Genomic DNA, 14,946 nt, shown 5'->3' with positions numbered 1-14,946 from the left:
GGACCTTCCGCTAAAAGCCCCGGTTGGTAGTTTCCTTTCGAACAGGAGAGGGACATGGCCGAGGAAGAAGGTACGCCGAAGAAAGCGCTTGGCGTGCGCGTCCATGAGGCCAGGACTCCCGCCCGGATATCAGGCGCCTTCTCCGCGGCGAAGAGCACATGGGTGGAAATCCCGGACCCGGATGGTCCGCCGGCCGCCTGGGTCTATTCCGACGAACGCAGCTATGCCGATGGCGAGACGGTCTGCCTGTGCATTTCCGCAACTGTGGCGAAGGTCGATGTGCGCATCTACCGTGACGGCGCCAATCCCGTGACCGTGATGCAGTGGAAGGCGCTGAATGTCGCCTTCCAGTCGATCCCGCCACGCGTGTTCGAAGTGGGATGCAGCTGGAGCGAGACGGTTGCGTTTCCGCTCTCCGATGCCTTCCTTCCCGGTGCCTACATCGTTGAGATCACCCGCGCCGGCGTGAGCGCCGCGGAGCAGATCCCTCTCGCCCACCACATCTTTTTCGTGAGGGCACGCCAGGCCGACCCCTCGGCAATCGTGCTCATCGCCACCACGTCGACGTGGACGGCCTATAACGACTGGGGCGGCTCCAGCCACTATAGGGGTGTGAACGACGAATATCCGCAGGGTGCGTCGCCCCGGCTGGCGATCCGCCGACCCTGGGCACGGGGGCAGGTCTTCATTCCCCCCGGCGTGCCGCGGTTCACGGCCGTGGACCGCCCGACACGGCCGGAGCCCGCGAAATATCCGAGTCTCGATTGGGCGTCCGCCAACGGCTATACGCGGTATTACGCTGCGGCCGGATGGCCCAGCTACGAACTGCCGTTCCTGAAGTGGGCGGAAAGCGCCGGCTACACAGTGCATGTGATCGCGCAGGACGACCTGCATCGGCATCCGGACTGCCTCGACGGCTACCAGTGCGCGGTCATCGTCGGGCATGACGAATACTGGTCGCGACCGATGCGCGAGACCGTCCACCGATTCGTGGAAGGAGGCGGCCATGTGGCGCGCTTCGCCGGGAACTACATGTGGCAGATCCGGTTCGAAGACGATCAGACCCAGGTCTGCTACAAGTTTACCGCCCGCGACCTCGACCCCATCGGCGCCGGGCAGAAAGAACTGATGACCGGCGCGTGGGAAGACGTGCAGGTCGGCTTGCCCGGCGCCAGGACGTTCGGCGTCAATGCGATGCGCGGCCAGTATGCTGGGTTCGGCGGGATGGCGCCGCGTGCCGGGCGTGGCTTCCAGGTGTTCCGTCCCGACCATTGGGCCTTCGAGGGCACCGGCCTCGGATACTCCGACACGTTCGGCGACGAAGCGGGAATCTTCGGCTTCGAGGTCGACGGCCTGGAGTACACGTTCCGCGACGGCTTGCCGGAGCCGACGGGCAAGGACGGGGCTCCGGAAGGGCTCGAGATCATCGCGATGAACTGGGCCACGCAGATCGAGAAGGGCCTGCCCGAGCACGCCTATTCATATTTCATGGCCGATGGCGACGCGCGCTTCGCGGCTGCGACGCTGGATGGGGCGGACACCAAGGATGCGGTGGCCCGGCGCGGCCGCGGTTGTGGCGTGATGGTTTCGTTCGAGATGGGTGCCGGGACGGTTGTATGTGCCGGCTCCTGCGAGTGGGTGAGGGGGCTCGCTCTTGAGGATTTCTACACCGTTCGCGTCACCCAGAACATTCTCGATCGCTTTCTGGGGTCGAGCGAAATCAAGGCCGAGGGCTGAGACCATGGGTTCGCCACTTCCCGTCGAAGCCCAATACGAGCAGAAGACGAAGGCCTCCGCATCCTTCGAAAGCAGTGGCCGCGAGGCACTTCCGATCGTCAGTTCACGCGGCATCGCGTTCCATCCGCCCTATCCCCTGCTTGTGGAGCGGGCGCAGGGCGCTTTCCTGTGGGACGCCGATGGCAATGAGTATGTCGACCTGTCCTCCAACATGTATGTGTTCGTGCATGGAAATGCCTATGCGCCGATCACGGAGGCGGTGATCCGGCAGTTGCACCAGGGCTCAGCGTGGTCCGCGAACAACCGGTCGCTGGTGACGCTCGCCGATCTGCTTCGGCAGCGCATGCCGTCGCTTGAAAAGATCGCATTCCAGAATTCCGGCACCGAGGCGTTTTCCCTTGCGTGGAACATTGCGCGGGCCGCCACCGGCAAGAGCAAGTTCATGATGGCGGCGGGCGGCTATCATGGGACGCTCTATGAAGCGTCGCTGGGCTCGAAGGGCATCGCCGGGCCCAGTCATCTCGTGGGTGTCTACAACGACGCCGAGTCCTTCGAGAGGACAATTGCGGAGAATGCGGACGCGCTGTGCGCGGTCTTCATCGAACCCGTGCTTGGCGCGGGCGGGCTGGCCGCGGCGTCCGACGACTTTCTCCGGAGGGTCCGGGACGCATGCACCCGGCACGGCGTCGTGTTGGTTTTCGATGAGGTTGTCAGCTTCCGGTTGTCCGAGGGCGGCGCCCAGGCGTCGATGCGGGTCAAACCCGATCTGACGATGCTGGGGAAAGTCATCGGAGGCGGTTTCCCGATCGGGGCGGTCGGTGGAGACTCGCGGCTGCTGTCCCTTGCGGATCCCGTAAACCCGAAGGTCTTCATTTCCGGCACCTTTACCGGCAACCCGATTGCCACGACCGCTGGCTACGTGGCGGTGAACCATCTTACCCAATCGGCCATCGACCACATCGGAAGCGTGGCGGAGGAGATCGAAACGCGTTTCGGTGAGAGCGCCAAGCGTCTGGGCATCCGCTTGTGGATCCGGCGCGTCGGTTCGCTGCTGAGCTGGTTCTTCCATAATCCGGGGGATGGCGCGGTGCTGGGCGGCCAACGGCCCGACGTGGATATCCTGCACCTTTATCATCTGGCTTTGCTCAATCGCGGCCTGTTCGCCATTCCGCGTGGAGCAATGACGGTTTCAACCGCGATGACACCGGAGATCGTGGCCCGGATTTGCGAGCAGATGGAACTGTCCCTCAAGGACATCCTGCCTCGCTATGAGGAGACGAATTAGGAAGGATCCCAGATACGCGTTGACGCCCTCCCAAGCACGTCGACGCGGCCCCTGCCGGACATTGCCGACCGCAGCCAATGGCAGGGGCCTCCCATTATTCCGCTGAGCAATGAAGACGCGGGCGATGGCAAGGAAGCGCCGATCTGCGGCGCGAACGGTCGGCGATACTGGCTTGGCGACGTCCGAAGATGCGGCGAAGTGCTGACGCATGGACGTGGCGGAACCAAAGCCTGCCTGGTAGGCGATCCCCTCGAGCGAGAGGTCCGTTGTTCCAGCAGTCGCTGCATTAGCTCGATGCGTTGCGCGACGAGCCAGTCGCCGAAACTAGTGCCGACGGATTTCTGGAACCGCCTGGTGAAGGTTCGCCGGGTCAGTCCGGCAGCCTCCGCCACGCAATCAAGCGTCTCCACAACCAACATCCAAAACAAATGCCAAATGAAACCGCAGGCAGTCTGAAGCCCCTGCGTTACAAGGGTCGTTTTGGATGCCGATCACCCCTGAAACAGGGTCCTTATTCCACGCCGAACACAGTGCCGGAAGACCATGGAAACGAGATCCTCAAGGAACCGAACGAGGTCGCTCGCCCAAATAAACACAGCTTGCCCTTGGTGTCCTGGAACAATTGCCGAGGACGGTTCCCGGTGAGCGCAATCGCCACAATTTCGGGAATCGCGCGCTCCAATCTCATCGACCCCGCCGCCGTTCGAATCGTCCTGCCCGGACCCTATCGCAAGGATACCAATTCGTTTTGTAGTGAATTGGCATAGAGGCTGAAGAGCTCGCATTGGGTGGAGATGTTTAATTTGAAATATAGATTCTTCCGATGAGTTTTAACCGTGGTTACTGAAATGTTCAGGCGCAGACTGATGGAAAGCGTTGAGTGTCCCTTGATCAGGAGTTGCGCAATTTCACGTTCGCGCGGACTAAGCAACCCGAATTCGGATGGGTATATCGTCTCGCGTTGCCTAGACTTCTGCCAGTAACGCCTAAAGGCTGAGGTCAGGAATGCTGCCACCGCGCTGATCCGACAGACCTCGTCCGACGAGAATCCCTGCATGCTGCGCTGCCGAGTTAGGTAGATCATGGCGCATACGCCGCCGGGTAGATTCAGCCCGACGCAAAGCTCTTCGTTTCCAGCTGGCATGCCTTCTGTAAGATAGCCAATTTCCTCCGTGGCAACCGCCGATACCCGATATTTGTTGAGATCAATTTCAGGCGCTTTGAAGTGTGCGATATCCCTTAGCCGGTGGACACCCGACAACTTGCCCGCGCGATACATTCGATAGGTGGGATTGATTGCGTAACTGCTGCTGAGGTAGTTAGCCATTCCTGATTGATATGTGTTTTCCTGTAGGCTGTCGAACACCACGAGCGGTGGCGCATCGCCAGAGTAAACGATCTGCCGGCATTCCTCGAACGAAATAAGGGTGGAAAGTGAATTTGCCAAGCTTAGAGGCAAGTTGGAATCATCGAGCATCTCAATGATGTTCACACACGAATCGGCCCATGACGCCGGAAGAGCCAGTGGTCCAGGCACCTTTCCATACGCTGCCGTGCAACTCATGCGTTTCCTCCCAATTGAAACTATCTTATCGCCTCTTAGCCAGTTACACAAACAGAAGCGGCAGCCCTGCTGACGTAATGGTCATCCTCTGTTGAATGCTTGCTAGTGGCCGGCCGAAGCTCCAGGCGCTTCAGACGGTGAAAAAGTCAGCGGTCTGACTATCCGGGTAGTTTAGCAGAACCTTGAGTGCCCCGCAGCCTCGCTTCGCGAATCCGGCTTATCAGTTGAGGATGTTCATCAAGAAATTGCGCGGAGGCGCTACGCACAGCGCGACCGATCTCATGTGTGACTGACGATGTGACTGTGAAGCCGTGCCGTTGGAGAACAATTGGCACCTGTACCTGCCAACCTGCAGAATGCGAGCTGGCTGGCCCCTGGCCACTTGAAGGCCGTGTGCCCTCCTCCTCGGGGGGGATGTCTTGCGTCCAGGTAAAGCTTTTAATGGTCGTCGGGAACCACTTGCAAAAATAATGACGACGCCTTTTCGGCTTATCGCCTGGGAGAATAGCATGCCTTTACCCTTAGATCTGTCGGCCGACGAGATGGCGCTACCGCAAATTCCCGACCTGCGATCCATCTTGGTAATCAACATGTCTAGGAGCTTTCGATGACCGCTGAACCATACTCCGCAATGTCGGATATTTCATCGCGCAAAAAATCTAGAAGTGTGATTGCGGCGACTACGATCGGCACATACGTCGAGTGGTACGATTTTTACCTATACGGCGCGTCTTCCGCCCTCGTTTTCAATAAGCTGTTTTTTCCGCAATTCGATTCGTTCGTTGGAACGATTCTGAGTCTGTTGACATTTGCCAGTGGTTTTCTCGCGCGCCCGATCGGCGGGTATGTCTGCGGATATTTCGGTGACCGATTTGGCCGCAAGAATACCTTGATGGCCACCATGGTCGTGATGGGCATGGCAACATTCCTCATGGGCCTCGTGCCTACATATGCAATGATCGGCGCTTGGGGTGCGATCATTCTCGTCGTGCTCAGGTTGATCCAAGGCTTTGCATCGGGAGGCGAATGGAGCGGAGCGCTCGTAATGGTAGCGGAAGCCGTGCCGGACAGTCGTCGCGGCATGTTTGGCGGTTTGCTGAGTGCCACCACCCAAGCTGCGTTCGTTTCCGGTGCGGCGATCCTCGCATTCATGAACTACTTGCTCGACGATGCCGATTTCCTGTCTTGGGGCTGGCGGGTCCCATTTCTGCTGAGCTTCCTGACCATTATCATCGGCGTATATATCCGTATGCGCGTTCCTGAAAGCGAGGAATTCGAGGCCGTGAAGAAGTCGGGAGATATCTCGGCCAATCCTTTGGCGGAGGTCGTAAGCTCGCCACGAAACATCCTGGCGGTAATGGCGATCCGCATCAGCGAAAATACGTATTACTACGTCGTCAGCATCTTCGCGTTGACCTACGGCGTCACCCACGGCATCGAGCGGTCCGTGGTCCTCAACGCCGTTACGCTCGGCGCTTTGCTGGCGGTCGTCTTCGGTTTCTTGGTTGGTGCGCTAACCGACATCGTCGGCGGTCGTCCAATGATGATCATTGGGCAGTTCTTCCAACTCGCTTGGATATTTCCGTACTACCTGATGTTCAATACTGGAAATCCAACCTACATCACTATCGCGACTGTCATAGCTATCGTCACGCTCGTGGGCATGATTGATGCCCCTCAGGCGAAGTTCGTTCCTCCGCTATTTCCAGCGCGGCTCCGTTATAGCGGTGTTGCGGCGGGGCGTGAAACTGCCGCAATAATCGGCGGTCTCACCCCTGCGATCGCGACCGCACTAGTGGCTGCAAATGGCGGCAGTCCTTGGATGCTATGTACGGTTCTTGTCTTCTGCACGCTGCTTGGACTGGGCGGCGTCCTGCTGGCTAAGCCTATGTCGGTTGCGACAGCGCGGTCATAATTTCTTCCCTTTGCGCTCCGCCTGTTTGTTTGGCGGAGCGCTTATGCTTTCCTTGTTGTGAGGTTTTGCACGCCGAGCGACAATCAAAACTTTCAGAGAATGCCGATGTTCGTCCTGAACCCATTGCCGCCGCAAATCGAACCAGATCTGATTGAATTGCTCGCTCAGGCACAGCCGGCTACTCTGGGACATTTCCTTGAATTTGGGTTCGTGGATCCAGGAGTGCGGGCTCTTTGGCAAGTCCCGAGGATTGCGGGCACAGCAGTAACTTGCCGTTGCTCGGGGCTGGACGGCACGATCATTCGATACGCGCTCGGCCAAATTCGGGCGGGTGATGTACTGGTGATTGATCGTGTAGGGGACCACCGAGCTGCATTGATAGGCGGAAGCGTTGCTTTCGCTGCGCGCAAACTGGGTGTCGCAGGTATCATTATCGATGGAACCGCAACTGATATTTCAGAAATACGCGATTACCAGATGCCAATTTGGGGGCGAGGCCTGTCATCTTTGACCACCAAACGCTTGCTTCAAAACGGAGAATTCTGCGTTCCCGTCGTGTGCGGTGGCATATCGATATCTCCTGGAGACGCCATCCTCGCCGACGAGAATGGAATCGTCGTGCTTGGACCATCTCAAGTCCGAGACTCTGCAGAGCGAGCAATCGCGATGCAGGAGCTGGAAGTGCCGCTTCTCGAAGCTTTGGCTAAGGGCATTCGGTTGCCGGACTTTGAGGGTACAAGCGGGTTGATGCGCGAAATCGTGGCGACCCAGTCGACGGCGAACCGCCCCTGAAAGACCAATGCTTACGTGCGTCCGCCTTGGGTACAGGCTTTCACTTCCTCGAGGAGGTCTTAGTTTCAGATCAGAATCTCAAATGCCTACTGGAGATCACGTTCAAATTTTTTGTGCACCGCTTCGGCTTACATTCTTGGAAGAAAGTATGCCTTCCATTCGCAAAATTTCCGCCATCGCTATTGGTGCAGCGTTGCTTCGACGTTGGAGTCGGCGCACTTTCAGGACCAGAATGTTTGCAGAGATTGTGTGGAGGTTCGCGCCAGCAGCCGAATTCGCTGGCCAAGCGTAACGCCGAGGCGATTCGGTTGTTCGGTCGCGGCAATTCTTCGACCCGATACCCGTGGCGTCGACGCGCTGGCCTTCGCCGCCACCCGGCGCTGGATGCTACCTAGCCTGCGAAGGACCACTAGTAAATGACTGACAAAACCACATCGCTGAAAGACAAGCTGCAATCCGACACGCCCATATTTGGTATCGCCCTATATTTGGGCTCAGTCGCGGCGATCGAAATAGCAGGCAACTGGGGGCTCGACTTTGCCTTCATAGATTCCGAACATACAACCTCAAATATCGATCAGCACGTTGAAAAGCTTGTCATGGCAAGTCTCATCGGCGGAATCGCGCCTATCGTACGCGTGCGTGGGACTATCGGGTGGGAGATCCGCAAATCGCTCGAGTTCGGCGCGGCCGGCGTCATGATTCCCCAGGTCCACACTGCCAGTCAGATGCAGGCTATCGTCCAGGCGGGCCGTTTCCCGCCGTTGGGCCGCCGCGGCGCCGATGGCTCGGTTCGTGCGGCGGGCTATGGAGGCCCTGGCTTCGATTGGTCGAGCTATATTGAGAAATCCAATTCGGAAGCTCTGATCATTCCAATGGCAGAAAGCTACGAATTCTTCGACAATATCGATGAGATTCTGGCTGTCGAAGGGATCGATATCGTCAGTTTCGGTCCCCTCGATTATGCTTTGTCCAGACAGATTTCCACAGCGTCTCCGATGACGAATCCAGAGATCGTCAATCGGCTCGAAGAACTCGTCCAAAAGTGCCATGCCCGGGGCATCAAGGTCATGGCGCCCTGCGTCCCTCCGGATGGCGAGGCTGTAGCAAGGCTCATGAAAACCGGCGTCGACATGATCATCCTCGGCACGGACGTCATGTTCCTCAACCAAGGATGCCAACGGATGATCGATATCGCAAAGGCCGCGCTTGGCTAAAAGCCAGTTTCTTCCGCCAAACGAATACGAAGAGCTGGCTGATTGGCAGGGTCGAATGCCCTTGATCCGCAGTCGCATTCTCTCCCGGTCGCCGGGTGACGCCACCAACGGAGCTAGGACAGCTGTTCCGAAGATATCATCGGCATCGCGAAAAAGCGGTCCGACGTGAAACGCCGCATGGCCGCCTGGCGTCTGACAGCTAGCTTAGGCTTTGCATCATCGATGCTCAAAAATCCTATGCTATCCGTTTTTGCGGTTTAGCCACCATCGTAGTCCGGGCTCACGCTCCCGTCAGCGGAGACATCGCGCGCATCCTACTCGGGGAGGATGGCGCACTCATACAACCTGCGAGCAAATTAACTAGTTCAACTCGATGCCAGCCATATCGCTGTCGCGGTTGGATCTATCGGCCGCTGGAAAAATCCATCGACGAAGATAATGGACTGCAGCGGGCTTGCCGGAAGGTCGTCCGAAACGGCTCAACAGTTCATTCCCAAAGCCGAGTGCAAAGTCGGCGTTGGACCTTCGATTGAAGGCTGGTTGCAAACAAAGGGAACGAATTATGACTGTATTGGCGAATGGGATATCGGATCTTCCACTGATTGCTCAAAGTGTCGGGAATTATATTGGCGGTAGCTGGGAAAACGGTGAGACCGAGAGTTTCATTTCGAGGAATCCGGCCAATGGTCAGGTCTTGGCCGAGCTTCCTAAGAGCAGCCGCGCTACAGCGCAGCGCGCAATAGCAGCGGCCACGGCCGCGCAGCGCGACTGGGCGCGCATGTCGGCGTGGGAGCGTGCGGCAATCTGTGCGAAGCTTGGCGACGCGGTCGAGGCCAACAAGGACAGCCTTGCGCGGCTTTTGTCGATGGAACAAGGCAAGCCTCTTGCAGAAGCACAGTTCGAAGTCGGCATTGCCGCGCACGGCTTTCACATGGCGGGCGAGCAAGTGCGCTACATGACAGGCGAGATTCTGACCGGCGCGACGCCGGGCCGCCAGATTTTATCGGTGCGGGTGCCGCGCGGGGTGTATGCGGTAATCACGCCATGGAACTATCCGGTGAACATCCCAACGGAATATCTGGCTCCTGGCATTGCGACGGGCAACACGGTCGTGTGGGTTCCGGCCCCCTCGACAGCACTGGTTGCGGTCGCTCTGATGCGGGTCTTGGCGGATGCGGGTCTTCCCGACGGTGTCATCAATCTGGTGCTGGGCGAAGGGGCCACAATCGGCGATGAGATCGTCTCGAATCCCGGCACGCATGCGATCGGCTTCACGGGGTCGACGCGAACGGGCCGGTCGATCGCGGAGCGCGGTGCCGGCAAGCCGATGGTTCTCGAATTGGGCGGCAACGGTCCCTTCATCGTACGCCGCGACGCCGACCTTGAGAAGGCGGCGCTCTCGGCCGCGATCGGAGCGTTCTCCAACAGCGGTCAGATCTGCGCGGCGACCGGCCGGGTGCTGGCGGATGCGGCGGTTGCCGACGAACTGGCGGAAAGGATCGCTGTGATCGCGAAGAGTCACAATCCCGGCGACCCACTGCATCAAGGATCGACCATGGGCCCGCTGAACAATGCAGGAGTCGCACAGAAAGTGCGCGAACATGTAGACGAAGCGATCGCAGCTGGTGCGAAATGCCTGACGGGCGGGCAGGCGTTGCCGGAACTGGGCAGCGACCTGTTCTATGCGCCAACGGTGCTGACCAATGTGACGCCGCAGATGCGGATAGCCCGCGAGGAAACGTTCGGACCCGTGGTTCCGGTAATCGCACTCGACGGCGACGACGAACTGATGAAGGTCGCCGCCGACACCGAGTACGGACTTTCCATGACGGTGTTTTCGCGCGACATCGAGCGGGCCATGGCGATGGCGGGCGAGCTGAAAGCCGGTTTCATCAACATCAACGAGATGACACCGTTCTGGGAAACCCACATGCCCTTCGGCGGAAGCTCCGGAACCAAAAGCGGGCTGGGGCGCATCGGCGGGAAATACGCCATTGAGGCGATGACCGAAATCAAGTCGATCTCGATCCCTGTCCCCCTCTATGGCAAGGCTTGAGCCGCATAGAAAGCCGGCCAGTCCATAGCGATCGTTCGATTGGCCGGCTCCATCCTGGGCCTTGCATTGGCGAGTGGCGTCGGACGGTCGCGTACCGCACCCTATCCGACCTCGCCAGTGAGCCGGTCGTAACAGATAAGGGCCCGGCCCGGGCCGTACGGCTTCAGATGTACAAATCATTTGCGGAGCTTGGACAATTGTCGGACGGCCGATTCGATCTGGTGATTAGAAACGGAAGGATATTGGATCCCGAGAGCGGACGGGACGAAGTCACCGATATCGGTATCGCCTCGGGCGTTATCACGAAAATAGGTGCCTTTGCCAACCCTCCAAAAGGCAAGGTGATCGACGCCTCCGGTAAAGTGGTCTGCCCGGGTTTCATAGATATTCACGCACATGGTCAATCCGTGGCAGCGGACCGGATGCAGGCTTTTGACGGCGTTACAACTTCGCTTGAACTTGAGGTCGGGATTCTGCCGGTCGCACCATGGTACGACCTGCAGGAAAAAACAGGGCGCGTCTTGAATTTCGGCGCTTCTGCCGGGTGGATATTTGCCCGTAAACAGGTCATGGCCGGCATCATTCCGGACGCGCATAAGCACTCCATGGAGATGATGGGAGAAGGATCAGACAATCGCGGCGGATGGTCGAGCGACATAGCAACGCCGGATGACCTGTCTGAAATCCTTTCCATCGTCGAAAAGGGGTTGCAGGAAGGCGCCATAGGTATTGGCATCCCGCATGGTTATGCGCCGGGCGCGGGCGTCAAGGAAATGACACGGCTCTGCGAGATGGCGGCAAGAGCCGGAACGCCGACCTTTACGCACATTCCGTTCATGTCGAACACAGACCCGCAGAGTTCTGAAGAGGCGTATATCCGCATTATCGGCTATGCGGCTGCGACCAGAGCTCACATGCATATCTGTCATCTGAATTCCACGTCGTTGCACGACATCAGGCGCTGCCGCGAGCTCCTTCAAAATGCCCAGGCCGCTGGCCTGCCGATTACCGTCGAAGCCTATCCCTACGGCACCGGCTCTACGGTCCTCTCCGCTTCCTTTTTTTCGGCCCCTGACTTCAGCGAGAGAACCGGCTCGACCTACGACAGTATCGAATTGATCCATAACCGGCATCATATGAAGAACCGCGCAGATCTGCTTTCGTCCATTCAGGTCGATCCGGCAGCCTTGGTAGTCTGGCACTTTCTTGACCCTGAGGGAAACGAGAGCCATCAGGAACTGCTCGACCTGTCGGTCTTGTATCCCGGCGGTTCGATCGCTTCCGATGCAATGCCGTGGGTCGAACCTGACGGAACCATTTATCGCGGCGAGGAATGGCCTCTACCGAGGAGACTATCGTCGCATCCGAGGTCCGCTGGAACTTTTACAAAGTTTATCGGCGAGTATCAGAGACTGCGCGAGAAAATCGGTTTGATGGAGGCTATCGCGAAGTCCACGATCCTGCCCAGCCGCATACTCGAAAAATGCCTGCCGCAGATGGCCCGCAAAGCGCGCCTCGCAGAGGGATGCGACGCCGATGTGCTGGTATTCGATCCAGACATCGTGGCGAGCCGGGCAAGTTTCTCCGATATGACCGCGCATGCCATTGGGATGGAGGCAGTAATCGTGGCAGGCACGCCGGTCATCCTTGGCGGCAATCTCGACATGCAGGCAAGACCCGGCCGCGCCTTGAGATGCGGAGGAAGGTTCGATGGATGAAGGACGGCAACACAATCCGGTCCCGGTCCTGCTCGTCACCGGCGTCTTGGGCGCCGGCAAAACCACGCTGATCAACAGTATCCTGCAAGCCGATCACGGCCGTGTTCTGGCTGCGGTGGTCAATGATTTCGGCTCCGTCGATATTGATGCCGCTATTCTGTCTGCGACCGGCCAGCCGATCTACGGTTTGACGAACGGTTGCATCTGCTGTTCTCTCCAAGGAGATTTGCTGCGTACGCTGCGATCGATACTTTCGCTCCATAATCCGCCCGACGGAATCGTGATTGAAGCCAGTGGTATCTCCTTTCCCAGCGGGATCATCGAAGCGCTTTTCGATCCGGTGTTGTGCGAAGCCGTTAGGCTCGATGCGGTGGTGGCAGTCGTTGATGCCGAAGAATACGACCCGGCTGACGACCTCTGGAAAGCACAGCTTCGCGCCGCCGACTTCGTCGTCTTGTCCAAGACGGCCACTGTAGAATCGCGCGACGTGGCGTCGCTTCGTGCAGTTCTGTCGGCGTTGCACAAAAACCTGGTCTTCGACTCGACGGGGGATCGCGCTTTGCCAATCGATCTTTTCTTCGGTGGCGGCTTCGCCCGTGAGAGAAGCCTCGATCGCATATCAGCGCCGCATGTCGCAGATGAGCGGTTCGTCCGTTTGGAGTGGTCCTGTTTAACTCCTGTTTCACTGCCGCGCTTCCAATCTGCGATACAGGTCCTCGCGCCGCAATTGGCGCGCGCGAAAGGCTTTCTGTCCGTCGAAGGAAAGCAGGGGCAAGGATATTTATTCCAGCTCGTCGGACAGCGTGCCAGTATGGTGCCAGCCGCCAAGCCTTTCATCGGCACGCAACTTGTCCTGATTGGTCCAACGGAACTCTTTGACATACAACAAGCGAAGTCCGTCCTCACTCGGCTAGAAAGCGGCGACGATTTTTCTGCGGAAGTCGGATGACCCGGCATTGAAATCAATCAGCCGCCGGTCACATTCGGACCATCAACACAGCACGATTGTTAGGAGCGCGCATGGCGCAGATTGTCGTCCTTGGGGCAGGCATGGTTGGCGTCTGTACAGCTCTGGCACTGCAGGAGCATGGACACGAGTGCATAGTCGTCGACTGGTCGCCCCCGGGCTCCGAAACCAGCTACGGCAATGCTGGGATCATCCAGGCCGAGGCGGTCGAACCCTATTCGCTGCCCACGAACCCCCTGACATTGCTGCGCATGGCATTGGGCTGGAGAAACGCGGTCGATCTGCGCTGGACTTCGCTGGCAAGCCAGAGTCCGGAACTTTATTCCTACTGGCGCTCCTCATCACCGGCTTTCCTGCGAAGAGTCACCCCCCTCTGGCACCAACTTGTTCTGGAGGCTGTGCCGCGTCACAGCGCCTTGATCGAGGCCTCAGGAGCAGGAAACCTGATCCGCCGGGACGGCTATTGGGAGGTTCACACCACCGAAGCCGGACTGAGTGTTGCAATAAACGATGCGGAACGGCGAAAACGACAATACGGAGTTGAATTCGAAGTCGCCGATTCCCGGGCCCTCGCGCGCGCCGAACCCGGTCTTCGAGCCACGCTGGCGGGAGCAATACACTGGACCGCGCCATGGACGTGCCTCGCTCCCGGAGAACTTGTGGCCACCTACGCCAAGCTGTTCGAAAAGAGGGGCGGCAGGTTCGTGACCGGCGACGCATTCTCGCTCAAACAGGCAGGGAAAGGGTGGCAAGTCGCTGGCGAAAGCGCTGAACTCGTTGTCGTCGCTCTCGGACCGTGGTCGCCCGATTTGCTCAAGACCTTCGGCTACCACGTACCGATGGTACGCAAACGTGGATATCATCGCCATTATACAGGCGATCATGGCCTTAGCCGCCCGATGCTGCTGGCCGATCATTCGGTGGTGTTGTCGCCGATGCTCGCCGGTCTGCGAATCGCAACGGCGGCAGACTTGTCCGCAGGCGCGCCTCAGGCCAATCCACCCCAGTTGGCGCGGGGCGAGACCGTGGCAAGGTCATTGTTGCATTTGGGCGAACCCGTAGAGGCGGCGCCATGGTCGGGAACGCGGCCGTTTCTACCTTGCATGCTGCCGCTGGTGCGGCAAGCCGACCGTCATCCAGGCCTATGGCTTCACTTCGGTCACGGACACCAGGGCTTCACACTAGGCCCGGTAACTGCCGACAGGCTGGCTCGGGCGATCAGCGGTGACACGATTGCCGTCGAAGGTCTCGATCGCGGGGTCCGTTGACGCTAGTGGATTTGACGCTGATCCGACGAACGTTCCCGCACAGGCATTGGAGCAGCACCGTTCCGATATCTTGAAGCGGTGGCGCGACCGGTTCGACGGTGAACTCGACCTCAACCCGGCGATGCTCGTCTTCATCGATGAGACGGGGCTGTCGACCAAGATGTCTCGCCTGCGTGGAAGGGCGCTACGGGCGAACGCTGCCGAGCCGGTGTGCCTCACGGCCACTGGAAGACCACCACCTTCACTGGCGCGTTGCGACTGACCGGCATGACTGCGCCCTTCGTCTACGACGGCGCCATGACCGGCAACGTGTTTCGCACCTATGTCGAACAAGTTCTGGTCCCGACTTTGTCGCCGAGCGACGTCGTCGTCATAGACATTTTGCCTGTTCATAAGACGGCGGCGGGTGCTCGAGAGGCGATCGAGT

At 58.9% G+C, this 14,946-nt stretch carries 10 protein-coding genes and 2 pseudogenes; 10 read left to right on the top strand and 2 right to left on the bottom strand.

Annotated elements, in window-relative coordinates; all coding sequences use genetic code 11:
- Nucleotides 1–54: 54 nt before the first annotated feature.
- Both LB558_RS06570 and LB558_RS06565 read left to right on the top strand, forming a co-directional pair.
- A complete protein-coding gene (locus tag LB558_RS06570; RefSeq protein WP_224696786.1) occupies nt 55–1,737 on the top strand; it encodes a N,N-dimethylformamidase beta subunit family domain-containing protein in 1,683 nt (560 codons plus the stop codon).
- A gap of 4 nt (nt 1,738–1,741) precedes the next feature.
- Nucleotides 1,742–3,022, top strand: a complete 1,281-nt coding sequence (locus LB558_RS06565) for an aspartate aminotransferase family protein (protein WP_224696785.1) — start codon at nt 1,742–1,744, stop codon at nt 3,020–3,022.
- Nucleotides 3,023–3,171: 149 nt separating this feature from the next.
- Here the strand turns inward: LB558_RS06565 and LB558_RS33110 are convergent.
- Nucleotides 3,172–3,426 (bottom strand): annotated as a pseudogene (locus LB558_RS33110) (helix-turn-helix domain-containing protein); the annotation flags it as partial.
- 320 nt (nt 3,427–3,746) lie between these two features.
- Entirely contained in the window at nt 3,747–4,514 is a 768-nt protein-coding gene (locus LB558_RS33030) for a helix-turn-helix domain-containing protein (RefSeq protein WP_224696784.1), read from the bottom strand.
- A 679-nt stretch (nt 4,515–5,193) separates the two neighbouring features.
- Here LB558_RS33030 and LB558_RS06555 point away from each other — a divergent pair.
- The 8 genes and pseudogenes from LB558_RS06555 to LB558_RS06520 all read left to right on the top strand — a co-directional run.
- Entirely contained in the window at nt 5,194–6,501 is a 1,308-nt protein-coding gene (locus tag LB558_RS06555) for an MFS transporter (protein ID WP_224696783.1), read from the top strand.
- Nucleotides 6,502–6,606: 105 nt separating this feature from the next.
- Nucleotides 6,607–7,293 carry an RraA family protein gene (locus tag LB558_RS06550; protein ID WP_224696782.1) on the top strand — a complete coding sequence of 229 codons (687 nt, stop codon included), beginning with the start codon at nt 6,607–6,609 and terminating at the stop codon, nt 7,291–7,293.
- 416 nt (nt 7,294–7,709) lie between these two features.
- Entirely contained in the window at nt 7,710–8,510 is an 801-nt protein-coding gene (locus LB558_RS06545; RefSeq protein ID WP_224696781.1) for an HpcH/HpaI aldolase family protein, read from the top strand.
- A gap of 562 nt (nt 8,511–9,072) precedes the next feature.
- Nucleotides 9,073–10,566 (top strand): aldehyde dehydrogenase family protein, encoded by a 1,494-nt coding sequence (locus LB558_RS06540; protein WP_224696780.1) that lies wholly within the window; start codon nt 9,073–9,075, stop codon nt 10,564–10,566.
- Nucleotides 10,567–10,733: 167 nt separating this feature from the next.
- Nucleotides 10,734–12,284: an amidohydrolase family protein gene (locus tag LB558_RS06535; protein WP_224696779.1), complete on the top strand. Its 1,551-nt coding sequence runs from the start codon at nt 10,734–10,736 to the stop codon at nt 12,282–12,284.
- A complete protein-coding gene (locus tag LB558_RS06530; RefSeq protein ID WP_224696778.1) occupies nt 12,277–13,233 on the top strand; it encodes a CobW family GTP-binding protein in 957 nt (318 codons plus the stop codon). The genes LB558_RS06535 and LB558_RS06530 overlap by 8 nt, the downstream gene beginning before the upstream one ends.
- Nucleotides 13,234–13,304: 71 nt before the next feature.
- Nucleotides 13,305–14,519: an NAD(P)/FAD-dependent oxidoreductase gene (locus tag LB558_RS06525; RefSeq protein ID WP_224696777.1), complete on the top strand. Its 1,215-nt coding sequence runs from the start codon at nt 13,305–13,307 to the stop codon at nt 14,517–14,519.
- 37 nt (nt 14,520–14,556) lie between these two features.
- Nucleotides 14,557–14,945, top strand: a pseudogene (locus LB558_RS06520) (transposase); the annotation flags it as partial.
- Nucleotide 14,946: the final 1 nt, after the last annotated feature.

This window comes from Mesorhizobium sp. CO1-1-8 (assembly GCF_020164875.1).
Lineage (GTDB): Bacteria > Pseudomonadota > Alphaproteobacteria > Rhizobiales > Rhizobiaceae > Mesorhizobium.
Note: the sequence above shows the minus strand (reverse complement) of the source record. Positions and strands in the feature narration are given on the sequence as shown.

Bases quoted from the DNA above. Each gene is read 5' to 3' on its own strand.
- LB558_RS06530 (WP_224696778.1), top strand. From the start codon at position 12,277: ATGGATGAAGGACGGCAACACAATCCGGTCCCGGTCCTGCTCGTCACC.
- LB558_RS06540 (WP_224696780.1), top strand. From the start codon at position 9,073: ATGACTGTATTGGCGAATGGGATATCGGATCTTCCACTGATTGCTCAA.
- LB558_RS06565 (WP_224696785.1), top strand. From the start codon at position 1,742: ATGGGTTCGCCACTTCCCGTCGAAGCCCAATACGAGCAGAAGACGAAG.
- LB558_RS06545 (WP_224696781.1), top strand. From the start codon at position 7,710: ATGACTGACAAAACCACATCGCTGAAAGACAAGCTGCAATCCGACACG.
- LB558_RS06555 (WP_224696783.1), top strand. From the start codon at position 5,194: ATGACCGCTGAACCATACTCCGCAATGTCGGATATTTCATCGCGCAAA.
- LB558_RS06550 (WP_224696782.1), top strand. From the start codon at position 6,607: ATGTTCGTCCTGAACCCATTGCCGCCGCAAATCGAACCAGATCTGATT.
- LB558_RS06535 (WP_224696779.1), top strand. From the start codon at position 10,734: ATGTACAAATCATTTGCGGAGCTTGGACAATTGTCGGACGGCCGATTC.
- LB558_RS06525 (WP_224696777.1), top strand. From the start codon at position 13,305: ATGGCGCAGATTGTCGTCCTTGGGGCAGGCATGGTTGGCGTCTGTACA.
- LB558_RS06570 (WP_224696786.1), top strand. From the start codon at position 55: ATGGCCGAGGAAGAAGGTACGCCGAAGAAAGCGCTTGGCGTGCGCGTC.